The organism is Streptomyces sp. NPDC017448, assembly GCF_044330565.1.
GTDB lineage: Bacteria > Actinomycetota > Actinomycetes > Streptomycetales > Streptomycetaceae > Streptomyces.
The window spans coordinates 34,730-58,229 of the sequence record NZ_JBIRLM010000029.1; the positions used below are offsets into that span (position 1 = coordinate 34,730).

Consider the following 23,500-nt stretch of genomic DNA (forward strand, 5'->3'; position numbering starts at 1 on the left):
GGGGAATTGTTGAAGTCCGACAAAAGTCTAGGACTGAGGATCGGCTGCGGCCAAGCGCCCCAGGATGAGGGCGATCCGCAGCGTGAAGGCGGAGCGCACATCGGAGGGTGACCAACCGGTGACGTCCGTCACACGTCGCAGCCGGTAGCGCACGGTGTTGGGGTGTACGAAGAGCATCCGGGCGGCGCCCTCCAGACTGCTCGCCTGCTCCAGATAGACGCTCAGCGTTTCCAGCAGGGCCGACCCGGCTTCCTCCAGCGGTCTGTAGATCTCCTCCACCAGCTGGTCGCGCGCAGCGGGGTCTCCGGCCATCGCGCGTTCCGGGAGGAGATCGTCCGCCAGCACCGGGCGCGGCGCGTCCTGCCACGCAGCGCACGCCTTCAGCCCGGCCGCCGCCGCCTGCGCGGACCGGGTGGCCGCGAGGAGGTCCGGCACGACGGGACCGGCGACGACCGGCCCGGCCGCGTACGGGCCGATCAGGCCCTTCGCCACCTGGAGAGGGTTGTCGCTGCCGCCCGCGATGACCACGAGCCGGTGGCCGAGGACGCCGGTGAGGACCTGGAGCTTGGCGTGCCGGGCGGCGCGCCGGATCGCCTCGACGGTCAGCTCGCTGTCCCCGTCCGGCGCGGTGCCGAGGACGACACACACGTGCTCGGGCGAGTTCCAGCCGAGCGCGGCGGCCCGGGAGACGGCCCCCTCGTCGGCCTCGCCGGAGAGCACCGCGTTCACCACCAGGGACTCCAGCCGGGCGTCCCAGGCGCCGCGGGCCTCGGCGGCCTGCGCGTAGACCTGGGCGGTGGCGAAGGCGATCTCGCGCGCGTAGACGAGCAGCGCCTCCCGCAGCACCGACTCGTCGCCGGGGGCGGCCACCTCGTCGATCGCGGCCTCCATGACCTCGATCGTGGTGCGCACCATCTCCACGGTCTGCCGCAGGGTGATGGCCCGGGTCAGTTCGCGCGGGGCGGTGCCGAACACGTCGGTCGAGATGGCCTGCGGGGTCTCGGGATGCCGGAACCACTCGGTGAACGCGGCGATACCGGCCTGGGCGACCAGGCCGATCCAGGACCGGTTCTCCGGAGGCATCGCCCGGTACCACGGCAGCGATTCGTCCATGCGGGCAATCGCGTTCGCGGCCAGCCGGCCGGAGGACTGCTCCAGCCTCTTCAGGGTCGCGGCGTGCAGGTGGGCGTCGTGGGCGGGGGGCTGCTCAGGATCGGGTCGGGGCACGAGGACAAGACTGCCTTATCGGGCCGGTGGATCGGCGGGCCGGGGCGAGGGAGCCCCGTACCGGCGGGTAGGGCGGTGGCCGCCGCGGCCGGTCCGGAGCGCCGTCGTCGGGGCGCGGCCGCCCTCGTCGTGGCCGCCGTCACCGTCTCCGTACGTACGTACGTCCCCGACCCGCGCCGACCGGGGCGGGGCCCGGCGGGGGTGCGGTCAGGCCCCGGTCTGCTTCTCGCGCTTGTCCGCCAGCCGGTCCAGTTCGCGCATCGCCTGGGCGTGGGCGCTCATCCGGCGGCTCACGCTGCCGGTGGTGACCAGCGCGGTCCCCGCGAGCGCCACGGGGAGGGAGAGCCCGAGGACGAGCAGCGCCTCGGGCCAGTCGCGTTCGTCGGCGCAGTAGTCGCCGTTGTAGACGCCTTCGTTGGCGGTGCCCCGGTCCGTGAACAGACGGGCCGCGCACTCCCGTTCGTTGCCCCGGTCCGTCTCGATCGAGTACTCCGTCATCAGCAGGATGGCGCACCAGCCCCACAACAGGCCCGCGACCACCAGGAGGAGGGCCCCCACGTCACGTGTGCGGGCGGCCCGCTCCCGGAATTCGAGGTCGTAGTCTCGTGATCGCATGGCGGATGAATCTAGCAGTGGGCGGTTGCCGCTTCCCGTACGGGGGAGCGGTCGGGCCACGACGCGGAGCGGGGCGGTACGGGGGTGAGTCGCCCGTACCGCCCCGCCGTTGGCGAAGACCGTGTCAGCGCAGCTCGTCCACGAACGTCTGCCAGGCGCGGGCCCCCAGGACGATGGCGGGGCCGGTCGGGTTCTTGCTGTCGCGCACGGGGACGGACCCGCAGGGGGAGTCGCCGGCCACCTCGACGCACTCGCCGCCGGTGTTGCCGCTGTACGAGGACTTCTGCCAGGCCGCGCCGCCGGTGACGGTGCATTCGACGCACTCGCCGCCGGTGCTGCCGCTGTACGAGGACGTCCGCCAGGCCGCGCCGCCGGTCACGGTGCATTCGACGCAGTCGCCGCCGGTGTTTCCGCTGTAGCTGGACTTGCGCCAGTCCGCGTTCGTCAGGTCAGGGCCGTACTCCATAACGCTCCTCCATCACGCGGCTGATCCGCGCCACCGATTTCTCGACGGAGAGTGCGGTGGCCTGGAGATGAGCGTATCGGAGCGAGGACTCCCGGACCGTTTCCGGGTTGGCCGTCATATGGCCGGAGATGAGGTCCTCGGTGTAGACGATGTCCGGGTCGTCCTCGAAGCGCAGCTGGTTGAACGAGCCTGCCAAGCTAGCGTGTTCGCCCGCCTCGAACGGCAGTACCTGGATGCGCACCCAGCGGTGGTTCGCGAAGTCCAACAGCTTCTGGAGTTGGGCCCGCATCACCTCTTCGCCGCCGATCGGCCGGTACAGCACGGCCTCGTCCAGGATCGCCCACGCCAGCGGCGGCTTCTCCTTCTGCAGGACGCGCTGGCGCTCCATCCGGGCCGCGAGCAGACCGTCGAGATCCTTGGGCATGCCGGTGGCCAGCACCGCCCGCGCGTACTCCTCCGTCTGCAACAGGCCGTGCACCAACTGCGCCTGGTACGTGGAGATGTACGTCGCCTTCGCCTCCATGTCCGCGTACGCCTGGAACCACGTCGGCAGTTGGCTCCGCAGCACCAGCCCCACCAGCCGCGAGAACACGCCGTCCGTGCCCAGCGCCGCGTCCACGCGCTCCGAGAAGTCGCGGGTCGGGATCTTCTTCGTCGTCTCGACCTGGCCGACCAGCGAGCCGGTGCAGAAGATGATGTTGCCCAGCTGCGGCTGCGTCAGACCGGCGGCCTCACGCTGGCGGCGCAACTCCCAGCCGAAGTAGTTCAGCGGGGAGGCGTCGGGATCGAGCGTCTGGATGTTGGCCACGGTGCGGACCTCCGGGTGCAACGCCTCGCGGCGTTCGTTTCGGTACGTAGCCGAGCGTAGCCAGTACGTCGCAGCCTGGTGACATGAATCACGTACTCGTCCCCCGGAGGAATCCCGGGGAGCCCGTCTACCGTGCCGACCTGGCTCTCAGCGAGCACTCCGCCCGGCACCTGCGCCGTGTCCTGCGGCTCCACCTCACGACGTGGGAGCTGCCGTTCCTCGCCGACGCGGCGGAGTTGGCGCTCACCGAGCTGATCGCCAACGTCGTGCGCCACGTCCCCGGCCGGCGCGGCCGGACCTGCATCTTCCGACTGCCGAACCGCGAGGGCGTCCGCGTCGAGGTCGCGGACGACAGCCCCGTCCTGCCGCTCGCCGTCAAGGGCGACCCGATGGAGGAAGGGGGCCGGGGGCTCGTGCTCGTCAACGCCGTCACCGACGACTGGGGCATCGTGAAGCAGTGGGACCAGCTCGGGAAGACCATCTGGTTCGAGTGCCTGACCCCGCCGGAGTTGGGCGGCAGCCGCCTCCGGAGGGCGAAGCCGGAACCGAGGCCCGAACCGAGGCCGGAACCGGTGGCGCAGCCGCGTCCGTGAACGGCGGCCACGGTGCCGGGGCGGTGTAGCGCAGCCCCGGAACCGTACGGGCCCTGCCGTGTGCGGGCCCGTACGCCGGGCTACCGTGGCCCGGTGATATCCGTGCACCGGTCCGAGGACCGCTACCGGGGCGGGGACGAGGCCGCCGGGATCGACACCCGGCACGCCCTCTCCTTCGGCCCCTTCTACGACCCGGACAACCTCCGCTTCGGGCCGGTCCTGGCCTGCAACGAGGAGCGGCTGGCCCCGGGCGCCGGGTTCGAGGAGCACCCGCACAGCCATACGGAGATCGTCACCTGGGTGGTCGAGGGCGAGCTGACCCACCGCGACTCGGCCGGGCACTCCACCGTCGTCCGCGCCGGGGACGTGGCCCACCTGAGCGCCGCCTCCGGGGTCCGGCACGTCGAACGCAACGACGGCGCCGGTCCGTTGACGTTCCTCCAGATGTGGCTGGCCCCTCTGGAGCCGGGCGGTGAACCCTCGTACACGGTCGTGCCCGGCATCGCCGACTCCACCCCGTACGCCCTGCCCGGCGCGGGCGCGGTGCTCCACGTCCGCCGGCCGGCCAAGGGTGAGCGCACGGCGGTCCCGGACGCGGCGCGCCTGTACGCGCACGTGGTGCGGGGGAGGGTCGCCCTGGGCGGCGAGGAGCTGGGGCCCGGCGACGCCGCCCGGATCACCGGCGCGCGGGACCTGGCGGCGGTCGCGGTGGAGGGGCCCGCCGAACTGCTGGTGTGGGAGCTGGCGGACTGAGACCCGGCCCCTGGCGGTGAACGAGGCCCGGGGTCCCCGTGGCCACGAGACCCGGGCCCCGGCTACGCACGAGGCCCGGGGCCCCGGGGCTACGAGACCCGGCGGGCCCGCCACAGGTCGCGGAGCAGGGCGATCTCGGCCATGTGGTGGATCAGCTCCAGGTTGGCGTTGGCCAGCGTGCCGATGTACGCGTCGTCCGGATCGGAGCCGTACGGGTACTGGGAGAGGCCGACCGTGTCGAGCTGCTCCTCGGTGAGGGTCGCCACGCTCGCGCGGTGGCGGTCGAGCGTCTCCCACAAGCGTTCGACCGCGAGCGTCGCGGACGGGGTGAAGTCGACCAGGAGGTGCGGATCCCGGCAGCGCTCGCCGAAGGTCCACTCCCACCGGCCCGCGAAGTCCGAGTGCAGATGCCCGAGCCGCCACGCGATGGTCGTGACCGGTACGACGTCGGGCTCCGGCTCGCCGGTGAACGCCAGGACCTCCTCGACCCGTTCGACGCTCACGCTCCAGTCCTCGGCGATCTTCGCGACGGACATCCCGTCCGCCGCCTGCCGCGCGACCTCCGCGTACTCGCTCGCCGGGATCTGAGGGGCGCCCTTGTCGAGGACCCAGGCGCCCGGCCCGTACGCCCGGGGCGTCACCGCCTCCTCCCGGCGCCGGATCGACCAGCTGCCCGGTGCGGGCTCCCAGAGGTACTCCTCGTCCCCGAGCCCCCGCAGCCGGACCTCGGCCATCTCCCGGGCCTGGTCGAACTGGTCGATCAGGATGCCCAGCCGGTCGGTCCGCTGACCCTGGCCGCTCATGCGCAGCTCCTCCTCGTCGCGCGCCGGGCGGTCCACGGCGTCCGGAGGACGGTAGCCGCCGGGCCCCGGCCCCCGCGAGCGAAATAACCGGGCGGCCCGGGCCACCCGCCGCGGCGGTCATGTGGTTCCCCCGGACGAGGGGGAGGCCACCGCGGTCCTGCCGGACCAGCGGTCGTGCCCGGTACGCCCTATGCCTCGGCGCCGGGACTGCTCAGATCGGGGAACGAGTGGTGCTCATGTGCGATCACCCAGCGGTCCGCCTCCTTGCGCAGCCCCAGGGTGAGCCGCAGCCGGAGCCCGGGGCGCGCCGCGAGTTCGTCCTCCGTGCCGCAGCGTACGAGCGCGTGGGCGAAGGCGACGTCCACGCCGGCGGTGACCTCCATCTCCTCGATGTCGAAGGCGGCTCCCTGGGCCTGCCACTCGAAGAAGGCCGGCCAGACCTGCCGGTAGGCGTCGGCTCCGCGTACGCCGCGGTAGGGCGGCGGGACGTCGAACATCACGATGTCCGCGGCATGATCCGCCAGGACGGTGTCGATCCGGCCCCGGTGCACTGCTTCGGCCCACCTTTCGATGAGCGCTCGGATCTGCTCGGCGTCGTCCCGCATGGTTCGTCAGTCCTCTCGGATTCCGTCGGCGCGTGTGCGGGGGAGGCCCCCGGCGCCGTTACTGCGACCGTCTTCCACAGGAGACGTCGAAGCTGACGGCGCCCGCTCGACATGCTCGCCGCCGTACCGCGCGTCAGGGCGAACGCTGACGGACCGGCCCGTCCTGCCCCATGGCGGCGACCGAACCCGCCGCCGACCGGCGTCTTCGGCACGGAAGCCGTCCACCACCCCTGGGTGCTGCGCTACGCCACCGAGGCAGGGGCCGTTTCGCCGTGATGGTCCTCGTGCCACTGCTCATGGGCCCGCACCCACAGGGAACGCCTTCTGGCCCTCCTGACCGCCGTTCCCTTCCCGCTGCTGGCCCACCTCGTCTTCTACGAACTGATCCCGATGGCACTCCCCGGCCGGGAGCGCGGGGGCGACGAGGACTCCCGCCGGGTGCCTGGAGCGTGTCCAACGGGTCTTGACCGGGTCCGGCCCCGATCCGCCGGACACACCCCGCCGGCCGCGACCCGGTGGGGCGCGTGCCCACGCGTCCCACCGGCTCCGGTCCGGCGCCCGGACCCGTGAGGGTCAGTCGTCGGTCAGGGTCACCGCCCCGACCGGGCAGGCCCGTGCGGCTTCCCGTACCAGCGGGTGGCCGGCCGCGGCGGCCGGGCCGCCGGGAAGCACCTCGCTGAACCCGTCGTCGTCCTGCGTGAACACCTCCGGCGCGGTCAGGGCGCACATGCCGGCTCCCACGCAGCGTTCCTTGTCGACGTGGACGTCCACGCCGCTCACCAGGCCACGGGCAGTTCGAGCAGGCCCTGGACGGTGTCGCCGGGTTTGTGCCTCACCTCGTCCGCCGGTACGGCGAGCCTGAGCGCGGGCAGCCGTTCGAAGAGCGTGCGGAGCGCGATGTCGAGTTCGGCGCGGGCCAGGTTCTGGCCCAGGCACTGGTGGACGCCGAACCCGAAGGCGAGGTGGTGCCGGGCGGACCGCTCCCAGTCCAGGGTCTCCGGGTTCGCGAACACGTCGGCGTCGCGGTTGACGAGCGAGGTGGAGAAGAAGACGCCCTCCCCCTCGCGGATCGTCGTCCCGTCCACCTCGATGTCCTCGATCGCGAGGCGTTGCAGCCCATCGGCGATGGAGAGGAACCGCAGCAACTCCTCGACCACGACGGCCGTCGTCGTCTCCCCCGAGCGCAGCGCCGCCAGTTGGCCGGGGTGGCGCAGCAGGGTGAACGTACCGAGCGAGATCATGTTCGCCGTCGTCTCGTGTCCGGCGACGAGCAGGATCAGGGCGAAGGAGACGAGGTCCTCGCGGCTCACGGGTCCGTCCGGATGGTCCCGGTGGATCAGCTCGTCCAGCAGTCCTTCCCCCGGGTCGGCGCGTTTGCGGTCGATCAACGCGCCCAGGTACTCCTCCAGTTCGACGCGGGCCGCGTCCACGTCGTCCGCGCCCGGACCGCGCAGGAGCCGCCGCGAACAGCCTTCGAAGAGCGCGTGGTCGGCGTAGGGCACGCCGAGGAGGGCGCAGATCACCATGGACGGTACCGGCAGCGCGAAGTCGGCGACCAGTTCGGACGGCGGCCCCTGCCGCTCCATGGCGTCCAGCAACCGGTCCACCGTCTGCTGGATAGGGGGACGCAGTGCGGCGATCCGTTTCACGGAGAAGCTCGGGATGAGCATCCTGCGCTGGGTGTTGTGCTCGGGGTCGTCGACGCCGAGCAGGGCCACGCGCCGCTGCCGGGTCTGCGCGAACCGCTCGGCCGGGACGGGGAAGGCGGGGTGGGTGCGGTCGGTGGAGAGCCGGGGGTCGGCCAGGAGCCGGCGGGCCAGGGCGTGTCCGGTGACGGCCCAGGCCGGGCGCCCGTCGTAGAGCGTGATCCGGCTCAACGGCCGGTCCGCGCGCAGGGGGTCGTACCCGGTGGGCGGGTGGTAGGGGCACTCGCGGTCCTGCGGGAACGGTGGAGCGGGGGTCGGTTCGGTGGTGGTGCCGGTGAGGGCAGCGTCCTGGCGGGCCGGTTCCGTCGTGGATTCCGTCATGGGAGCGGTCGCCTCGCAGTGCTCGGTGATAGGTCCGGAGCGGGCCGCTCCGGACCTCACACCCCATTGGATGCCTCGGGCACCTAATGCGTCGACGTGCGGACCGGCCACTTCGCCGGACCCCGCGATCTGGCCGGTGCCGTTCGCACAGATCCGAACAGTCGCGCATTCGTCGAGGTCGCGCGGGGACGGTCCGACGGCAGTGACCGGAATGTCGTCCACGCGGGGCCGGATCCGTTCATGAGCGCGTCCGGAACGGAACGATGGCGTCCGCGACGGACGGCCTCATCCGTCGCGTTCCGGGGACCGGCTCGGGAGGGCCGGCGCCTGCACGGCTCTCCGGGCGCGGAACGAGCGGCCGAGGCCGGCGCGTTCGACGAGCGAGGGGACGGCCGGCGTCACACCGTTCCGATCAGGCTGTTGAGGATGGTCTTCTCGGCGAGGTAGAAGACGAGACCGCCCACGGGAGCGAGCGCGGCGCACAGCCAGTAGCGGCGTGCTCCGGTGCGCGCCAGGTAGACGGTCAGGAGGGCGGCGAGCAGCGCGCCGACGGTGAGGAAGACGGCCGCCTCTCCCCAGTAACGAAGCGCCAGCCCCATCCAGAGCCCCTCACCCAGCACCACCATGGCGACCGCGGCCCCGGCGACCGCTCGCAGGTCGCCCCGCCCGCGCCGTACGGTCCACCCCGCCCATCCCAGCAGGGGGCCTCCGGCCAGCCCGGCCACCGACCAGACGGCGGCGGTTCCGAGCCCTCCGCTCCCGAAGGTGCCTCCGAGCGCGGACGCCGCGTAGTAGCCGCAACAGGTGGCGAGCATCATCAGCGCCCCGCCCCAGACGGCGAGCCACCGGGAGCGGAGCAGCGCACCGGCTACGGCGGTCCAGATGATCCAGGTGGACGTCGAGTTGGTCGCCCGGTCCAACACGGGGGTCAGTCCGTGCAGGCCGTACGTCGCCCCGCCGAGCAGCAGTCCGAAGAGAACGGTCGCGGTGAGGACGACGCCGGGGATGCTGAGGGTGTCGCGTCGGGACGCGGTCGGAGAAGCCATGATCCGAGACTATACATCGCATGTATACCCTCGATGCATAGCCGCCGGGCGTTGTGCACGCACCGGCCGTCCCGTGCCCGCCTGGCGCCCGCCCCCCGCCGTCCGCGCGGCGGTTCCTGACCGCATCCGCGACACCGGGCCCACAGGGCACGGTCGGCGTCGCCCCGACGTCCTGCCGGACCCACCGGCACGCGGCCGGCGCCCGCACGGCCGGGCCGCCACTCGGCACACGCCCGCCGATCGCCGTGGAGAGACGCCTCCATGCCCGTGCCGACCGTTTCCTGGACATCCGCCGCGCCCCGCACTCCGGCGAACTCCTCGCTCGCGGTGGCGACCCGAAGAGCACAGCGTTCTCGTAGAGCCACCAGGACGCTGCGGCCGGCCGGCACAACCGTGGGTGCAGCCGACCCGGCGCGACCGCAACCACTGGGGTAGGGCAGGTGTCCTCTCCAGGCCGATGCCCTGCGGCCGGCCGTGCGCTCAGCTGGAGGCATGAACCCACAGCACCCCGCCTCCCCCACCCCCTCCGCCCCGCTCCTCCAGCGGCTGCGCTGGCCGATGGTGATCGGTCTCGGCCTCTTCGCGCTGATCAGGCCGGTCTTCTCGATCGTCGGGTGGAGCGAGGAGCTCGGCAAGCCGGCCACGCCGCTGGTTCTCACAGCGGTGGTCTCGCTCGTGTGGATCGGCGTCGCCGGGTTCAGCCGGGTTCGTGAGCCGCTGCTGCAGTTGGTGGCGGCGGGCATCGGTTACGCGATCGCCTCGACGTTGCTTGCCGCGGTCCTGTCGCCCGTGTTGGAGGGTGAGCTGCAGGGCCCGATCACCAACCCCATCGCTCTGGTCATGGTCACCCTCACGAATATGGGCTGGGGCGCCCTGTGCGGTGTGTGCGCCCAGGGTCTGCAGCGGCTGCGCGGTGTTCGGCACTGACCGGGGCGGCGTCGCCGCCTCCAAGGGGTGCGGGGCTGCCCCTTACCGGAAACCTGGTATGGCCACGTGCCGCAGTGGTGCGCCTGCCGTACGCAGGCGGTTCCCCTACGCTGGGCGGATGCCGCCGCAGATGCCCAGGGGGCGCGCCGCCGACGTCGCTGCCGCCGGCGCGGTCGGTCTTGCGGTGGTGCTCGGCAGCTTACGCTCACTATTCCCGCAGGACCGGCTGGAGTCTGTGGGCGCCACTGCGGCCTCCTGGGTACTGATCGCCCTTGCCTGCGGGGCGCTGTACTTCCGCCGGCGGTGGCCGGTGGCGGTCGCCGGTGTCTGCACCGCGGCCACTGGTGCGTACTACCTCGTCAGCAGCTATGACGGGCCTCTCATGATCGTCCCCGTTGTGGCCCTGTACGCCGTGGCAGCCACCGGCGGCCTGCGCGCAGCCATCGCCATCGCTGCCGTGATGGTGATCGGCATCGGGGCCGGCTCCCTGGCCGGCAACGACGAGATCAACGGGATCACCATCTTCATGCTCACCGGCTGGCTTGTCGCCGTCATAGCCCTGGGCACCATGTTTCATGGCCGCGGCGCCTACGCCGAACAGGAGGCCGCCCGCCGCGCCACTGAGGAGCGGCTACGGATCGCCCGCGAACTGCACGACGTCATCGGCCACAACATCTCGCTGATCAACGTGCAGGCCAGCGCCGCACTGCACCGGCTGAAGAAGAACCCCGCACAGGCTGAGGAAGCCCTCGCCGCGATCAAGGCGAGCAGCAAGGAGGCGCTCAGCGAGCTTCGCACCACGCTCGGCATCCTGCGTCAGGTCGACGAGGCGGCGCCGACTGCGCCCGCCCCGGGGCTGGACCGGCTGGACGACCTCGTGGCCTCCGCCCGCCGGGCAGGGCTCGAAGTGACGGTGGACCGCATCGGGCGGCCGCACCCGCTGACCGCCGCCGTGGACCTCGCCGTCTTCCGCATCCTGCAGGAGTCACTCACCAACGTCGCCCGGCATGCCCAAGGCGCCTCCGCCGTCGCGGTCCGGATCGACTACGCCCCTCGCGAGCTCAACCTCACTGTCACCGACAACGGACGCTGCACGGCCACCGCCGCTCCCGGCTCCGGCATCGCCGGCATGCGTGAGCGGGCGGCTATCCTGGGCGGCGGGCTGAGCGCGGGCCCAGGACCCGGCGGCGGATTCGCTGTCACCGCGCGCATCCCGTACAAGACCCGGAGCCACCTCCAGCCATGATCAAGGTTCTCCTTGCAGACGACCAGCGCCTGGTGCGCGCCGGTTTCCGCTCGATCCTTGAGGACGAGGACGACCTCGTCGTCGTCGGCGAGGTCAGCGACGGCGAAGAGGCGGTCGCCGCCTGCCGTGCGCTGCAGCCCGATGTCGTCCTCATGGACATCCGGATGCCGGGCTCCGACGGGCTGGAAGCCGCCCGGCAGATCGCAGCCGACTCACGGCTGGCCGACGTGAAGGTCGTCATGCTGACCACCTTCGACGTGGACGACTACGTGTACGGCGCGCTGCGCGCCGGCGCCACCGGCTTCCTGGTCAAGGACACCGAGCCCGAGGAACTGCTGCAGGCGGTAAGGGTCGCAGCCCGGGGGGACGCGCTGATCAGCCCGTCGATCACCCGCCGGCTGATCGCCGAGTTCGCCGGGCGCGTCAAGGCCCCGGCGCCCAGTCCCCGGTTGGCCGTGCTCACCGGCCGGGAGCGCGAGGTCATGGAACTGGTCGCGGCAGGCCTCACCAACGACGAGATCGCCGCCCGGCTGGTGCTCAGCCCCGCCACCGCCAAGACCCACGTCAGCCGGATCATGAGCAAGCTGGACGTCCGCGACCGCTCTCAACTGGTGATCCTGGCCTATGAGTCGGGCATGGTCAGCCCGGGCTGGCTCACCGACTGACAACCAGCGGGGTACGCCCCGGCTGCCGGGCAGCAACCGCTGGGGCAGCCCAGGTGTCCGCCACGGACTGACGCCCTGGCCCACCCCCGCATCGCAGACTCAGGGGCATGAGCTCACCGTCCCTCACCGGCAAAGCCGCAGCCTCGCTGCTCGGCCTTCTGGTCGGCACAGCCGCAGGGTTCCTGCTGACCGAGACAGTGGCCGCCTTCTTCCACCCCGTCTTGAACCGCACCCTCGACGGAGACGGCCCTGGCGTGCTGCCGGCCTTCTTCGTCGCCGTACCCCTCATCTGTGGCGTCCTCGGCGCCGTCATCGGCGCACGCAGGGCCGGCGGCTCCTCCACCCACCACCACAGCAAGGGCTGGTAGCCATGTCCGTCGAATCCACGCCCATCGAGGAGGTGTTACCGAGACAGGCCGGCGTCTTCGGCCCGTCCGGAGCCACCGCCCGCCGGTGGTTCCCGGAGTGGTCGAAGGCCGGGGTGGGGGCCGAGCTCCACCGCCCGGTCCTCGACGACCCCGGAGCCCGCGGCGAGCTGGACTGGTCGCGGTGCGCGATCGGCTCGGTGAACACGCGGGCCCTGAAAAGGGGGAGCTGACAGGTCCGACAAGGGCTACGACTACGCCCACCTGCGGCGATGGTTATGCGAACGCGGCATCACCCACCGCATCGCCCGCAAGGGGGTCGAGTCCTCGCAACGGCTGGGCCGCCACCGCCGGACCGTGGAGCGCACCCTGGCCCGGCTCGCCGGCTGCCGCCGTCTCCACCGACGTTACGGACGCAAGGCCGACCACTTCCTCGCCTCCACCAGCACCGCCTGCACCCTCATCTGCTACCGCCGACTCGCCACATGAGACGGCTCCTAAGGCGAAGAGAACGACCGGCCGGAGAAGGGGCTGTTCGCCTCTTCACCGGCCGGAGTCCGCCCGGTGTCACGCCACGGTCAGGACGATCTTTCCGTGGGCCTGGTGGGAACGCAGGCGCTCGGCGGCGGGAGCGGCGTTTTCCAGGCCGAAGGTACTGTCCCGGAGCGCTCGTACCCGCCCCTCGGAGATGGCGGGGCCGACCTGAGCGGCCGCTGCAGAGAGCACCGCACCGAGTTCGGCGGCCCGGGTGAAGCCGAACGACACCCCGAACACGCGAAGGTGCCGGTAGGACAGGGCGTCGATGTCGATGGTGGATTCGGCCTTGTCCAGGCGTCCGATGTTGACCACGGACCCGTCGACGCGAGTGGCCGGCAGACAGTCGGCGAAGGTCTGGCCGCCGACGTGGTCGAGGACCAGGTCGACGCCTTCGCCGCCAGTGGCGTCCAGCACGGCGTGCGTGAGGTCCTGCTCGCCGGTGACCACCACGATGTCGGCACCCGCGCGCCCCAGCAGGTCCCGCTTGCCGGCTGAACGGGTCGTGGCGATGATCTGTCCGGCTCCGAGGGCCCGGGCGATCTGTACGCCGATCAGGCCGATGCTGGAGGTGGCCCCGGTGATCAGGACCGACTGCCCCTTCTCGAAGCCGCCGGTCATCATGGCGCCGTGCTCAGTCAGCAGCCCGGTGGGCAGTGCCGAGGCGTCCTCGTATCCGAGATCGGCGGGGATGGGCACCATGTGCCGGTGGTCGGCCAGGACGTACTGCGCGAAGCTTTCCGGCGTGGTGCCCATCACGCGGTCACCCACGGCCGGGGTGTCCACGCCGTCACCGACGGCGGCGACGTCACCGGCGAACTCGTAGCCCGCCCGGTACTCCTTACCGGTGCCTCCGCTCGTGGGGTCGGCGTCGGCCAGCATCGAGACGTCGGCGTTGTTCAGGGCGACGGCACGGTTGCGTACCAGGATCTGGCCGGGACCGGGCTGGGGCACCGGGACTCGGCGGACGGTCCAGTGGGGGCCGGAGCCGCCGAACAGGGCGGTCATCGTCTCGGGCATGGGTGAGGCTCCTTTCCATGGGGGTGTCGGCGTCAGCTGCTGTTGCGGGTGCGCTTGGCGTTGTACTGCGCGTCGGTGATGTGTTCCAGCCAGGTGGTCTCGGGCCGGTCGTCGTCGGGGCCGACGCCGTCCCACAGCGCCAGGTGCTGCATGAAGTTCTCCTCGGTGGCGCCGTGCCAATGCTCCTCGCCAGGCGGGCAGGTCACCGTTTCGCCGGGGTGCGCCTCGTAGACCGTGCCGTCGCGGGTGCCGATCAGGGCGATGCCCGCGGTGACGTGAAGGGTCTGGCCGACCGCGTGGTGGTGCCAGGCGGTGCGGGCGCCGGGGGCGAAACGGACCAGGTTGGCGCGGATCCGGGAGGGTTCCTTGCCGGCGTGGATGACGTCGTACCAGACGCCTCCGTTGAACTGTTCCGCAGGCCCCTTGCCGGTGGGCTTGGGCTTGATGAATTCCATGCCGGATTCTCCTTGGGCGGGGGAGGCGCCAGCGGCGGGGGCGGGACCGCTGGTGCAGGATGTGGGCAGCGGGACCGCTGCGGCCGGAGCGGCTACTCCGTACAGGATGTTGCGCCTGCTCCAGCCCTCGGACATCGGGACCGTCAGGCTGTGTCGGCGTGGGAGAGGCCGGTGCCCAGGGGGCGGGAGGCGATGGCCTGTTCGGCGATCTCCTCGCCCTTGGCCTCGATGGCCGGGACGGCGTCGTCCCCGGCGACGAACCGCAGCGGCGGAGTGTCCAGGTCGATGACCTTGAGCAGGGCGTCGGCGAGCTTGGCGGGGTCGCCGGCCTGCTGGCCGTTCATCGACTGCCACATCTTCTTCGTCTCGGCGGTGCGCTCGGCGTAGTCGTCGATGGAGTCGTCCGCCCAGCTGGTGGAGGCGTCCACCAGCAGTTCGGTGCGGAAGAAGCCGGGCTCGACGATCGTGGTCTTGATGCCGAAGGGCTCCAGGTCGTAGCGCAGGGACTCCATCCAGCCCTCGACGCCGAACTTGGAGGCGGCGTAGGCGACGCAGAACTCCTGGCCGATCACACCGGCCAGCGAGGAGATCGTGACGACGTGTCCGGCGCGCTGGGAGCGCATGACGGGCAGGACGGCGCGGGTGACGTTCATCGGGCCGAACAGGTTGGTCTCGATCTGCGCCCGCATCTGGGCGTCGGTGATCTCCTCGAAGTACCCGGCCTGGAACATGGCCGCGTTGTTGACCAGGACGTCGATCCGGCCGAACCTGTCCGTTGCGGCCTTGACCGCGGCGCGGGCGGCGTCCGCGCTGGTGATGTCCAGCGGCAGGGCCAGCAGGTTGTCCCGCTCTCCTCCGAGGGCGTCGAGGACCTTCTGCGGGTTGCGGGCGGTGGCCGCGACCCGGTGGCCGGCGTCCAGGGCCTGCCGGGCGATGTCGGTGCCCAGGCCGCGCCCGGCACCGGTGACGAAGATGACCTTGCTCATGAGGGGCTGCTTTCTTCTGGTTCTGCCGGCTCCCGGGCGGGGCGCCGGTTGGTGACGTGGGGGTGTGGCGTGCTGTCAGTCGGCGTCGGCGAGGATCGCCTTGAGCCGGCCGGCGGCCCCCATCGCGTTGGGCCATCCGGAGTAGAAGGCCAGGTGAGTGATGGCCTCGCTCAGTTCTTCCTCGGTCAGCCCGTTCTCCATGGCGAGCTTGAGGTGAAAGCCGAGCTGGTCGGTGCGGTAGAGGGCGATCAGCGCGGTGACGGTGACCAGGCTGCGGTCCCTGGGGGACAGGCCGGGCCGCTCCCACACGTCGCCGAAGAGGACCTGGTCGGTCAGGTCGGCGAGCTTGGGGGTGATGTCACCGATGGACTTCTGCGCTGCGGAAGGTTCCTGCGACATGCGATGTTCCTTCGTGGTCAGTTCTCGATGGGCCGGCCGTACTCCTCCTGGAACCGCTCGCCCACGGTCTGCGGCAGGTTGTCGAGCCGGGCGAGCTGGTCGGCGCTCAGCACGAGGCGGTCGGCTGCGGTGTTCTCCTCGACGCGGGAGACCCGCTTGGTGCCGGGGATGGGGGCCATGTCTTCACCCTTGGCCAGCAGCCACGCCAGTGCCACCTGGGCCGGTGCCGCCTCCGCCTGATCGGCTACGGCGTGCACCTCGTCGGCCACGGCCTGCACCTCGTCGGCGGTGGCCAGGTCACGCTGGAAGTTCTCGCCGCTGAAGCGCGGCTTGCCGACCCGGAAGTCGCTCGCATCCAGGCCCTCAAGGGAGCGGACGGTTGATGTGGCCGGTGTCCAGCCCTCGCGGGGGGCCTTCGACAGCGGCGCGGATGCTCGCCGGGGAGGAATCGGCCTCGTTCGGTGTCGCCGTGCCCGCAGTGCGGGAGACCAGGCCGAACGCCGTGCCGGCAGTGCGGGAGACCAGGCCGAACTTCGTGGCCAGAGCCACCTGGTCGCGGCGGCCCCTCAGGGCGCGGCCGAGTAGCTCCCCGTTACGGAACGGTCCGTAGGTCTCGGCGGCGTCCAGGAAGGTGACGCCCCGGTCGAGTGCGCGGTGGACGGTGCGGATCGACTCCGCGTCATCGCTTCCGGCTCCGGTGGAGGAGCCGGACATTCCCAGGGCACCGAGCCCGATGCGGGAAACATCCAGGTGCCGCAGTTCGATGTGCTGCACGGCGGCTTCTTCTCCGTTCTCCGGAACGTTCCGGAAAGCGTGTCCGGCGCCGCACGCCGGACCCTGTGCGAAATTCCTCAGGGGCGGAGGCGGGAACCCGTGCCGGAAGGTGTTTCTGGTGTTCCGGATGAGCACCTCATCGCCGCCTCATCCACCTTGGCACCGGCTCGGGCGCCCGAAAAGAGGAGGGATTCTTCCCGGGGAAGAACCCTGTCCCCCTTCGCGGGCTGCGCGGCGAGGGCCGGAAGCGGAGGGATCAGCCGGCGCGGTCGATGGTGACCTCGGCGGCACCGTCGTGCCCGGTGAAGGCGTCCATGCCCGTGTCGATCGTGCCCAGCACCACCATGCCCGGGTCGGGAACCGGGGATCCGGCGTGCTCGTAGAGACGGCCAGGCCCGGGCCGGGCGGCCAGTGGACGAGCTGACCGGCCCGGTAATCGGTCTGCCGGTCGTTTTCGACGAGGGAGAGGGGTTCGGGCAGCGATCCGTAGAGTTCCCGGCCTGTTTCACGCCTGCGGAAGAACGGTTCTCGTCCTCTGCGTCGCTGACGCACCCGGCCACTGCCAGGGTGAGCGCCACGGCCCCTGCCGCGCACAATGCTCTGCTGTTCACGTTGGCCTCTCGGTAGAATGTTTCCGGGGTGCCGGGAATTCTTGCGCATGCACAGCTGCGGATAGGCCGGTCCTTTTTCTGCGGTCGAACCTGTTCCGGTCCGGCGGGCGGGCGGAGGGAATTATTCGCGCTGTATTCCCGCCCGGTCCGCCTCCTTGTATTCACGGGCCGCAGCAATTCGTTGCCGAGCCCGGGGCGTACCGGTTGCCGCAGATCAAGGTTGCCGTGGCGCGGGTATCTGCCCAGAGGAGAGTTTCTTCCCGGGCAGGTGGGCTTCGGGGGAGGAAACCTTCCCTCCCGTCCGCAGGGCAGCGGGTGGGAGAGTGGGGGCATGAGCAGTAACCGCAGCGAGCTGGGAGCCTTCCTGAAGGCGCGGCGCGCGGAGCTGAGCCCGCGCGCCGTCGGCCTGCCCGACAGTGCCGGTCCGCGCCGGGTGGCCGGGCTGCGCAGAGAAGAGGTCGCGCAGCTCGCGGCGATCTCCACCGACTACTACACCCGCCTGGAACAAGGGCGCCTGCCGGCATCCGCGCCGGTACTGGAGGTCTTGGCAAAGGCTCTGCACCTGGATGAGGACCAGCGGCGCTATCTGTTCGGCCTGGCGGGGAAGGACACCGCGAAGCCGCGACGGCGCACCCTGCAGAAGGTTCAGCCGCAACTGCGGAGGGTTCTGGACGATCTCACCTCCACCCCGGCGGTCGTGATGGGCCGCCGGATGGACGTCATCGCCTGGAACCCGCTCGCCGCAGCCATGATCACCGATTTCGGAGCCGTGCCGGAAAAGCACCGCAATTACGTGCGGATCCTTTTCACCGACCCGAGGATGCGCACCCTGTACGCGGACTGGAAAAGCGTTGCCCGTACCGCGGTCGCGCAATTGCGGATGGAGGCGGCGAAGTATCCGGACGATCCGCGCCTGACCGCGCTGGTCGGAGAGCTGTGCGTACAGGACGCCGATTTCCGCACATGGTGGGCCGCCCACCATGTGGCCGCCCTGAGCGTGGGCACCAAGGTCCTGAACCACCCCGTCGCAGGGAAACTGTCCCTGGACTGGGACACCCTGACCGCCACCACCGACCCGGACCAGCAGCTGGTGGTATGGACAGCCGAGGTCGGCTCCCCCACCCACGACGGCCTGCGGATTCTGGCGTCCTGGGCCGCCGACCGGCAGCACGAAACGAATCCGGCCCCATGACCTGCACCCCCGGGACGCCTCTCCGTGGGGGCGCCACTGCTGCTCGGCCAGGTCGTCAGCCGTCGCCTCCGTACCGCCCCGCCCACCGTGCTGCTCTCCCTGGGCGCCGTCCTCGGGTTCGTGCCCGCGCTGCGCGAGGCGCGGCTGCCTCCGGAGGCGGTGCTGCTGCCGTTTCTGCCCCCCTGCCGTACCGGAAGGGCCTGACCACCTCTGAGGGGCGGCCGGCGGATCAGGGCCGGGCACGCGGCGGGCCCGGTCGAGATCGGCCGGACGGTCCTAGGGGGTGTCTGACAATTCCGGTCTGATCAGCGAGATTCGGCTGAGCTGGCAATCCGGAGGTGCGCCGATCGGCTGGGGGGGGGACTGGGTAGTGGCTACGAACGGCGGGCCAGTAGATGGGCGTCGAGGAAGCCCCGATCAGAGGCTGGATCGTGGAGCAGCCGGGCGAAGGGATCGAGCCCAGCATCGCCCAGCAGTTCGGCGAGGCGATCCACCGGCCAGCTGTAGGCGGGCGCCACCTTGTGGTCGAACCGGACCGGTTCTTGTCCGTCGGTCCCGAAGAAGGAGACCAGGAGCAGACCGTCCGGTGCCAGGACGCGTACCTGTTCGGCGAGCAGCTCCGGTAGTTCTCCCGGAGGGGTGTGAATCATTGAGTAGTGGGCCAGTACGCCGCCGAGCGCGGCGTCCTCGATCGGCAGTGATTCCATCCGCGCTTCTTGGAAGCGCAGCGCCGGATGGGCCTGCCGGGCGTGGTCGACCATGCCGGGGGCAAGGTCCAGTCCGAAGGCGTCCAGGCCGAGTTCGTGCAGCATGGCTGTCAGATGTCCGGGCCCGCACCCGACGTCCGCTGTCCGCAGGTTGCCCGTCGCGCGCACCAGTTCGGCGAAGGTGCCGATCATGGCCCGTGAGAAAGGCTGTGTCTCCAGCCGGTTTGCGAACAGCGATGCGTACAGCTCGACGACACCGTCGTAGGCCGTCCTGGTCTCGTCCTGATGATTTGCCACGGGCAGGACTCTATAGCCGGTCTGATAATTGATCTTGTGGCAGGTCGAGGTGAGTTGACGGATGCGGCATGGAGGCGGATAGAGCCCCTTTTGCCTCAGGTGGACGGACGGGGCCGTCCGTGGCGTGATCACCGGCAGGTGGTCAACGGGGTGCTGTGGCGGCGGCGGGCCGGGGCTCCGTGGCGGGATCTTCCCGACCGGTTCGGGCCGTGGCAGACCGTCTACGAGCGGTTCGCCCGCTGGGAGGCGGACGGCACCTGGGCACGGTTGCTGGAGCACGTTCAGGTCCGCGATGACGCGGTGGGCCGGGTGGAATGGACCGTCTCCGTCGACTCCACCATCAACCGAGCCCACCAGCACGCAGTCGGCGCCCGCAAAAAGGGGATGCGAACGGGGACGAACTGGAAGATCCGGGCCGCTCGCAGGCGCGCCAGGCCCTCGGCCGCTCCCGAGGCGGACTGACCACCAAAGTCCATCTCGCCGTCGATGGCCGGGGCCTGCCCCTGTCGATTGTGCTCACGCCCGGCAACGTCAACGACGCGACGGCGTTCGGCCAGGTCCTCGACGGCCTCCGCACCCCGCGCCTCGGCACGGGCCGCCCGCGCACGACACCGGACCGTGTGCTGGGTGACAAGGCGTATTCCAGCAGGGCCATCCGCCATCTGCTGAGGCGCCGGGGCATCGCCGCCACGATCCCCGAGCGCCGTGACCAGGCGGCGAACCGCCACCGACGCGGAGCCCTCGGCGGCCGGCCGCCGACCTTCGACAAGGTCACCTACCACGACCGCAACGTCGTCGAACGATGCTTCGCCCGCCTCAAGCAGTTCCGCGCGATCGCGACCCGGTTCGACAAGCTCGGCGACCGCTACCGTGCCGGAGTTGTCCTGGCTTCCTTGATCCTCTGGCTCCGCGAGTCCACAGGTAACCATGTGTCAGACAGGCTCTAGCGCCCCACCGCCGCCACCTCCGGCGGCAGGTCGTCGGGGAGCAGCAGGCGCAGGTCGTCCAGGCTGGGGGCGGACATCGCGCCGAGCCGGCCCGCCTGGCGCGTCATCATCGCCTCCAGGATCTGGCGGGCCGTCCGCGCGTTGCCGAAGGAGTGGTCGCGGGGCAGGGAGTCCACGTAGGCGTACAGCGCGGCGACCGTCTCCGGGGCGCAGTCGTAGCCGTAACCCGTGGCCTGCTGGGACAGGATCAGCAGCAGGTCGTCGGTGGAATAGCTCTCGAACTCCACGGTGCGCGAGAACCGCGAGGCCAGGCCCGGGTTGGAGTCGAGGAAGCGGCGCATCTCGCGGGTGTACCCGGCGGCGATGACGACGACCTCGTCGCGGTGGTCCTCCATCAGCTTCAGCAGCGTGTCGACCGCCTCCCGGCCGAAGTCGGAGGTCGCGCCCTCCGGGGTGAGCGTGTACGCCTCGTCGACGAACAGCACACCGCCGATGGCGCGTTCGAACGCCTCCTTGGTCAACTGCGCCGTGTGGCCCACGTAGCGGCCGACCAGGTCGGCGCGCGCCACCTCGACCAACTGGCCCTTGGGCAGCACCCCGAGGGAGCGCAGCAGGTCCGCGTAGAGGCGCGCGATCGTCGTCTTGCCCGTGCCGGGAGGGCCGGAGAAGATGAGGTGGTTGCTGATCTTCGGGGTGGGCAGCCCGGCGGCCTTGCGCTGCTTCGTCGCGGTGAGCAGGTTGACCAGTGCGGTCACCTCGTTCTTGACCGCCGTGAGGCCGATCATGGCGTGGAGCCGGGCGAGGAGTTCCTCGGAGCCGGGGCCGTCGTTCGCGGGCGCGCCCGTCTCCGGCCCCACGTCCTCGGGCAGCAGGAGGGCCAGATCGCTCTCGGCTGGGTTCTTCATGGTGGCGAACCGGGACGCCTGGCGGTCCACCATCTCCTCGAACACCCTGCGCGCGGCGCGGCCGTTGCCGAACGTGGCGTCGCGCGGCATCCGTTCGTAGTGCCGGGCGAGGGCTTCGCGGGTCTGCGGGGCGAGTTCGTAGCGGTGGCCGGTGCACATGTTCTCGGTGATGGTCACCAGCTCGTCCACCGAGTAGTTGGCGAAGTCGATGGTCCGGGTGAACCGGGAGGCCAGGCCCGGGTTGGAGGAGAGGAAGCTCTCCATCTCCCCGGTGTACCCGGCGGCGATCACGGCGACGTCGTCGCGGTGGTCCTCCATCAGCTTGAGCAGCGTGTCGACCGCCTCCCGGCCGAAGTCGGCCCCGGAGCCCTTGCTGTCGGAGAGCAGGGTGTACGCCTCGTCGATGAACAGCACGCCGCCCAGCGCCTCGTTGAACGCCTCGGTGGTCTTGATGGCGGTACCGCCGATCACCTGCGCGACCAGGTCGGCGCGGGAGACCTCCACGAGGTGGCCCGACCGCAGCACACCGAGGTCGGCCAGGATGCCGCCGTAGAGCCGGGCCACCGTGGTCTTGCCGGTGCCGGGCGGACCGGAGAAGACGAGGTGGCGGCTGACCTGGGCGACGGGCATGCCGAGCTGGGCGCGGCGCTGGTTGAGCTGGTTCAGGTTGACCAGGTTGCGCACCTGGCTCTTGACCTCGGCGAGGCCGACGAGGGACTCCAGCTCCTCCAACGGCCCTTCGGGGCCCTTTTTCGCGGAGTCGGGGCCGCCGCCCGCGACGTCCGGCGGGAGGGTGTCGCCCCAGGCGTCCGGGACCGCGTTGCCGGCGCTGTTCAGCCCCTCGATCGTGAGGCGTTCGCTGGCCCGGGTCTGCCGCAGCCCCGCGCCGCGGTTGTCGCGGACGGTGCAGTCGGCGACCGTGACGGGCTCGGCGCTGTCGATCCGGATGCCGTCGCCGACGCTGCCGATGGCCTGTGAGGAGGTGAGGGTGGCGCGGGAGCCGTTGGCGAGCAGGACGCCGTGGGCGCCGGAGTCGGTGATGTGGACGCGCAGGACGGAGAGTTCACCGCCGTTGTCCACCGTGATGCCGCCCGCCGCGGCGAACTCGACCGCGCAGTCCCGGACGGCGCCCCGCCCCTCCGCGCCGACCGAGATGGTGGTGTCCTCGGCCGCTCTCATGACCGTGTCGCGGATGTCGGGGTTGCCGCCCGAGGCGATCCGTACCGCCGAACCGCCCGCGCGGTCGATCTCGCAGTGCTCCAGCCGGCCGCGCCCGTCCTCGGTCACCTCCACGCCGTGGCCGCCCGGCGAGGTGATCCGCAGGCGGCGCAGCAGGGGGTCGGCCCCGGTGCGGATGCGGACGGCGACCCCGGCCGCGTCGCTGACCAGCAGTTCGTCGAACTCCGCGGTCGAGTCCTCCTCCAGCAGCACGGCGCCGTTCGCCTCCGCGCAGTCGCGCACCGCGCAGCCGATCAGGGTGGGCGAGCTGGAGCCGACCACCCGGATGGCCGGGGCGGCCGAGGTGTCGAACTCGCAGTGCTGGAAGGTGCCCCGGGAGCGCTCGCCGACCACGAGGCCGCCGCCCTTGGTGCGCGAGGTCCGGCAGTCGAGGAACTCGGGGTCGGCGCTCGCGGCCAGCATGATGCCGGGGCCCGAGGTGTCGCTGACGGAGACGTTCTCCAGGGAGGGGCGGGCGGAGCTGGTGATGTAGACGCCGACCGAGGTGTCGTGCACCGTGGTGCGCAGGACCCGGGTGCCGCTGCGGCCCTCCAGGGCGATGGACGGCTTCTCCGTGCCGGAGATGTCGCAGTCCTCCACCAGGCCCTGGGCCTCGTCCGAGGTCAGCACGCCGTTGGCCCGGGCGTCGAGGATCCGGCAGTCCCGCACCGTCGTCCGGGCCTCCGCGCCGATGACGACGCCCGAGGTGCCGAGGTTGGCTATGCGGCAGCCGGCTATGACGCTGCCGGTGGGGGCGGAGTCGACGATCCCGGCGCCCTTGGGGTTGCTGACCTGGCAGTCGCGCATGGCGACCGAGCCCGATTCCCTGGCCAGTACGGCCGTCCAGCCGGAGCCGACGACCGTGCAGCCGTCCATCGCGACCTGGCCGCGCGGGGCGTCGACCACCGGCAGGTCCTCGCTCCCGCCGCGCAGGGTGAGGTCGGTGAGCATCACGGCGTCGGCGACCAGGATCACCGCCGTGCCGCGGCGGGGGCAGATCTCGGCGCTGCCCGGCTCGCCGTCCGCGACGATGGTGACCCGCGTCCGGACCGTGAGGTTCTCGGGGTAGCGCCCGGGGCCCACCCGGATCACCGCACCCGTGCGTGCCTTGTCCAGGGCTTCACCGATCGTCCGGAAGCTGTCCGGTTGGTCCGACCCGACCCTGAGCAATTGCCGTGACACGCCCGATCCTCCTCCTTGTGGTGCCGCTGCGCGCTTCTCCCGCCCCGGGGCCGGTGGAGAACCGGGTCGCGTCGGGTACGCGCAGCTGTGCGCACGCGACGAAGGCTACGGGACCGGTGCCGCGATG

At 71.4% G+C, this 23,500-nt stretch carries 26 protein-coding genes and 1 pseudogene; 10 read left to right on the forward strand and 17 right to left on the reverse strand.

All coding sequences use genetic code 11. The features are described from left to right. Window positions 1–27: 27 nt before the first annotated feature. The 4 genes from ACH4K1_RS31425 to ACH4K1_RS31440 all read right to left on the reverse strand — a co-directional run bounded on the left by ACH4K1_RS31425 (window position 28) and on the right by ACH4K1_RS31440 (window position 3,116). Window positions 28–1,227, reverse strand: coding sequence for a PucR family transcriptional regulator (locus ACH4K1_RS31425; RefSeq protein WP_398092933.1), 1,200 nt, complete (start codon window positions 1,225–1,227; stop codon window positions 28–30). Window positions 1,228–1,434: 207 nt separating this feature from the next. Then, on the reverse strand, window positions 1,435–1,842 hold the full coding sequence (locus tag ACH4K1_RS31430) for a hypothetical protein (RefSeq protein WP_398092934.1): 408 nt from the start codon (window positions 1,840–1,842) through the stop codon (window positions 1,435–1,437). 124 nt (window positions 1,843–1,966) lie between these two features. Further along, the gene (locus ACH4K1_RS31435) at window positions 1,967–2,308 is read right to left on the reverse strand and encodes a DUF397 domain-containing protein (protein WP_398092935.1); all 342 of its coding nucleotides are present in this window, start codon (window positions 2,306–2,308) and stop codon (window positions 1,967–1,969) included. Continuing rightward, window positions 2,292–3,116, reverse strand: coding sequence for a helix-turn-helix domain-containing protein (locus ACH4K1_RS31440; protein ID WP_398092936.1), 825 nt, complete (start codon window positions 3,114–3,116; stop codon window positions 2,292–2,294). The genes ACH4K1_RS31435 and ACH4K1_RS31440 overlap by 17 nt, the downstream gene beginning before the upstream one ends. 83 nt (window positions 3,117–3,199) lie before the next feature. Here ACH4K1_RS31440 and ACH4K1_RS31445 point away from each other — a divergent pair, with 83 nt between their 5' ends. After that, a complete protein-coding gene (locus ACH4K1_RS31445) occupies window positions 3,200–3,709 on the forward strand; it encodes an ATP-binding protein (RefSeq protein ID WP_398092937.1) in 510 nt (169 codons plus the stop codon). Between the two features lie 93 nt (window positions 3,710–3,802). Beyond that, on the forward strand, window positions 3,803–4,462 hold the full coding sequence (locus tag ACH4K1_RS31450; protein ID WP_398092938.1) for a pirin family protein: 660 nt from the start codon (window positions 3,803–3,805) through the stop codon (window positions 4,460–4,462). A gap of 89 nt (window positions 4,463–4,551) precedes the next feature. On the opposite strand, the gene ACH4K1_RS31455 is transcribed toward ACH4K1_RS31450, so the two are convergent. The 5 genes from ACH4K1_RS31455 to ACH4K1_RS31475 form a co-directional block, all read right to left on the reverse strand. Next, window positions 4,552–5,265 carry a DinB family protein gene (locus tag ACH4K1_RS31455; protein ID WP_398092968.1) on the reverse strand — a complete coding sequence of 238 codons (714 nt, stop codon included), beginning with the start codon at window positions 5,263–5,265 and terminating at the stop codon, window positions 4,552–4,554. A gap of 188 nt (window positions 5,266–5,453) precedes the next feature. Next, window positions 5,454–5,870: a YybH family protein gene (locus ACH4K1_RS31460; protein ID WP_398092939.1), complete on the reverse strand. Its 417-nt coding sequence runs from the start codon at window positions 5,868–5,870 to the stop codon at window positions 5,454–5,456. A 573-nt stretch (window positions 5,871–6,443) separates the two neighbouring features. Further along, window positions 6,444–6,650 (reverse strand): ferredoxin, encoded by a 207-nt coding sequence (locus tag ACH4K1_RS31465; protein WP_398092940.1) that lies wholly within the window; start codon window positions 6,648–6,650, stop codon window positions 6,444–6,446. Continuing rightward, complete coding sequence (locus tag ACH4K1_RS31470; RefSeq protein ID WP_398092941.1) at window positions 6,647–7,897, reverse strand: cytochrome P450; 1,251 nt, start codon at window positions 7,895–7,897, stop codon at window positions 6,647–6,649. Before ACH4K1_RS31470 ends, ACH4K1_RS31465 begins: the two co-directional genes overlap by 4 nt. Before the next feature lie 398 nt (window positions 7,898–8,295). Then, window positions 8,296–8,943, reverse strand: coding sequence for a DUF6518 family protein (locus ACH4K1_RS31475; RefSeq protein WP_398092942.1), 648 nt, complete (start codon window positions 8,941–8,943; stop codon window positions 8,296–8,298). A 492-nt stretch (window positions 8,944–9,435) separates the two neighbouring features. Between ACH4K1_RS31475 and ACH4K1_RS31480 the strand changes: the two genes are divergently transcribed. From ACH4K1_RS31480 to ACH4K1_RS31500, 5 genes and pseudogenes are all read left to right on the forward strand, one after another. Next, window positions 9,436–9,870, forward strand: coding sequence for a hypothetical protein (locus tag ACH4K1_RS31480; protein WP_398092943.1), 435 nt, complete (start codon window positions 9,436–9,438; stop codon window positions 9,868–9,870). A gap of 118 nt (window positions 9,871–9,988) precedes the next feature. Then, window positions 9,989–11,116 carry a sensor histidine kinase gene (locus ACH4K1_RS31485; RefSeq protein ID WP_398092944.1) on the forward strand — a complete coding sequence of 376 codons (1,128 nt, stop codon included), beginning with the start codon at window positions 9,989–9,991 and terminating at the stop codon, window positions 11,114–11,116. Continuing rightward, window positions 11,113–11,781 carry a response regulator gene (locus ACH4K1_RS31490; RefSeq protein WP_398092945.1) on the forward strand — a complete coding sequence of 223 codons (669 nt, stop codon included), beginning with the start codon at window positions 11,113–11,115 and terminating at the stop codon, window positions 11,779–11,781. The genes ACH4K1_RS31485 and ACH4K1_RS31490 overlap by 4 nt, the downstream gene beginning before the upstream one ends. Before the next feature lie 107 nt (window positions 11,782–11,888). Continuing rightward, window positions 11,889–12,149 carry a hypothetical protein gene (locus ACH4K1_RS31495; RefSeq protein WP_398092946.1) on the forward strand — a complete coding sequence of 87 codons (261 nt, stop codon included), beginning with the start codon at window positions 11,889–11,891 and terminating at the stop codon, window positions 12,147–12,149. A 56-nt stretch (window positions 12,150–12,205) separates the two neighbouring features. Next, window positions 12,206–12,635: pseudogene (locus ACH4K1_RS31500) on the forward strand (hypothetical protein); the annotation flags it as partial. Window positions 12,636–12,713: 78 nt separating this feature from the next. Here ACH4K1_RS31500 and ACH4K1_RS31505 read toward each other — a convergent pair. The 6 genes from ACH4K1_RS31505 to ACH4K1_RS31530 all read right to left on the reverse strand — a co-directional run bounded on the left by ACH4K1_RS31505 (window position 12,714) and on the right by ACH4K1_RS31530 (window position 16,314). Further along, entirely contained in the window at window positions 12,714–13,700 is a 987-nt protein-coding gene (locus ACH4K1_RS31505; RefSeq protein WP_398092947.1) for a zinc-binding alcohol dehydrogenase family protein, read from the reverse strand. A gap of 32 nt (window positions 13,701–13,732) precedes the next feature. Then, window positions 13,733–14,155 (reverse strand): cupin domain-containing protein, encoded by a 423-nt coding sequence (locus ACH4K1_RS31510; protein ID WP_398092948.1) that lies wholly within the window; start codon window positions 14,153–14,155, stop codon window positions 13,733–13,735. Between the two features lie 143 nt (window positions 14,156–14,298). Continuing rightward, window positions 14,299–15,141 carry an SDR family oxidoreductase gene (locus tag ACH4K1_RS31515; RefSeq protein WP_398092949.1) on the reverse strand — a complete coding sequence of 281 codons (843 nt, stop codon included), beginning with the start codon at window positions 15,139–15,141 and terminating at the stop codon, window positions 14,299–14,301. Between the two features lie 75 nt (window positions 15,142–15,216). After that, window positions 15,217–15,540 carry a carboxymuconolactone decarboxylase family protein gene (locus tag ACH4K1_RS31520; protein WP_398092950.1) on the reverse strand — a complete coding sequence of 108 codons (324 nt, stop codon included), beginning with the start codon at window positions 15,538–15,540 and terminating at the stop codon, window positions 15,217–15,219. Window positions 15,541–15,557: 17 nt separating this feature from the next. Further along, window positions 15,558–15,809 carry an aldo/keto reductase gene (locus ACH4K1_RS31525; RefSeq protein WP_398092951.1) on the reverse strand — a complete coding sequence of 84 codons (252 nt, stop codon included), beginning with the start codon at window positions 15,807–15,809 and terminating at the stop codon, window positions 15,558–15,560. 94 nt (window positions 15,810–15,903) lie between these two features. After that, window positions 15,904–16,314 carry an aldo/keto reductase gene (locus tag ACH4K1_RS31530; RefSeq protein WP_398092952.1) on the reverse strand — a complete coding sequence of 137 codons (411 nt, stop codon included), beginning with the start codon at window positions 16,312–16,314 and terminating at the stop codon, window positions 15,904–15,906. A gap of 942 nt (window positions 16,315–17,256) precedes the next feature. Here ACH4K1_RS31530 and ACH4K1_RS31535 point away from each other — a divergent pair. Further along, complete coding sequence (locus tag ACH4K1_RS31535) at window positions 17,257–18,117, forward strand: helix-turn-helix domain-containing protein (RefSeq protein WP_398092953.1); 861 nt, start codon at window positions 17,257–17,259, stop codon at window positions 18,115–18,117. A gap of 24 nt (window positions 18,118–18,141) precedes the next feature. Beyond that, window positions 18,142–18,321, forward strand: a complete 180-nt coding sequence (locus tag ACH4K1_RS31540) for a hypothetical protein (RefSeq protein ID WP_398092954.1) — start codon at window positions 18,142–18,144, stop codon at window positions 18,319–18,321. 170 nt (window positions 18,322–18,491) lie between these two features. On the opposite strand, the gene ACH4K1_RS31545 is transcribed toward ACH4K1_RS31540, so the two are convergent. Beyond that, window positions 18,492–19,121 (reverse strand): class I SAM-dependent methyltransferase, encoded by a 630-nt coding sequence (locus ACH4K1_RS31545; protein ID WP_398092955.1) that lies wholly within the window; start codon window positions 19,119–19,121, stop codon window positions 18,492–18,494. Here ACH4K1_RS31545 and ACH4K1_RS31550 point away from each other — a divergent pair. Further along, window positions 19,110–20,068 (forward strand): IS5 family transposase gene (locus ACH4K1_RS31550; RefSeq protein ID WP_398092956.1). Its coding sequence is split into 2 segments (ribosomal slippage): window positions 19,110–19,506 and window positions 19,506–20,068, totalling 960 coding nucleotides; the frame shifts between segments, so codons are not numbered across the junction. The genes ACH4K1_RS31545 and ACH4K1_RS31550 overlap by 12 nt on opposite strands. Here the strand turns inward: ACH4K1_RS31550 and ACH4K1_RS31555 are convergent. Continuing rightward, window positions 20,065–23,373, reverse strand: a complete 3,309-nt coding sequence (locus ACH4K1_RS31555) for a right-handed parallel beta-helix repeat-containing protein (RefSeq protein ID WP_398092957.1) — start codon at window positions 23,371–23,373, stop codon at window positions 20,065–20,067. The genes ACH4K1_RS31550 and ACH4K1_RS31555 overlap by 4 nt on opposite strands. Window positions 23,374–23,500 lie beyond the last annotated feature (127 nt).

Coding starts and splice junctions, on each gene's coding strand:
- ACH4K1_RS31430 (WP_398092934.1), bottom strand. CDS start 1,842: ATGCGATCACGAGACTACGACCTCGAATTCCGGGAGCGGGCCGCCCGC.
- ACH4K1_RS31435 (WP_398092935.1), bottom strand. CDS start 2,308: ATGGAGTACGGCCCTGACCTGACGAACGCGGACTGGCGCAAGTCCAGC.
- ACH4K1_RS31445 (WP_398092937.1), top strand. CDS start 3,200: ATGAATCACGTACTCGTCCCCCGGAGGAATCCCGGGGAGCCCGTCTAC.
- ACH4K1_RS31455 (WP_398092968.1), bottom strand. CDS start 5,265: ATGAGCGGCCAGGGTCAGCGGACCGACCGGCTGGGCATCCTGATCGAC.
- ACH4K1_RS31460 (WP_398092939.1), bottom strand. CDS start 5,870: ATGCGGGACGACGCCGAGCAGATCCGAGCGCTCATCGAAAGGTGGGCC.
- ACH4K1_RS31470 (WP_398092941.1), bottom strand. CDS start 7,897: ATGACGGAATCCACGACGGAACCGGCCCGCCAGGACGCTGCCCTCACC.
- ACH4K1_RS31475 (WP_398092942.1), bottom strand. CDS start 8,943: ATGGCTTCTCCGACCGCGTCCCGACGCGACACCCTCAGCATCCCCGGC.
- ACH4K1_RS31480 (WP_398092943.1), top strand. CDS start 9,436: ATGAACCCACAGCACCCCGCCTCCCCCACCCCCTCCGCCCCGCTCCTC.
- ACH4K1_RS31485 (WP_398092944.1), top strand. CDS start 9,989: ATGCCGCCGCAGATGCCCAGGGGGCGCGCCGCCGACGTCGCTGCCGCC.
- ACH4K1_RS31490 (WP_398092945.1), top strand. CDS start 11,113: ATGATCAAGGTTCTCCTTGCAGACGACCAGCGCCTGGTGCGCGCCGGT.
- ACH4K1_RS31495 (WP_398092946.1), top strand. CDS start 11,889: ATGAGCTCACCGTCCCTCACCGGCAAAGCCGCAGCCTCGCTGCTCGGC.
- ACH4K1_RS31505 (WP_398092947.1), bottom strand. CDS start 13,700: ATGCCCGAGACGATGACCGCCCTGTTCGGCGGCTCCGGCCCCCACTGG.
- ACH4K1_RS31510 (WP_398092948.1), bottom strand. CDS start 14,155: ATGGAATTCATCAAGCCCAAGCCCACCGGCAAGGGGCCTGCGGAACAG.
- ACH4K1_RS31515 (WP_398092949.1), bottom strand. CDS start 15,141: ATGAGCAAGGTCATCTTCGTCACCGGTGCCGGGCGCGGCCTGGGCACC.
- ACH4K1_RS31520 (WP_398092950.1), bottom strand. CDS start 15,540: ATGTCGCAGGAACCTTCCGCAGCGCAGAAGTCCATCGGTGACATCACC.
- ACH4K1_RS31535 (WP_398092953.1), top strand. CDS start 17,257: ATGAGCAGTAACCGCAGCGAGCTGGGAGCCTTCCTGAAGGCGCGGCGC.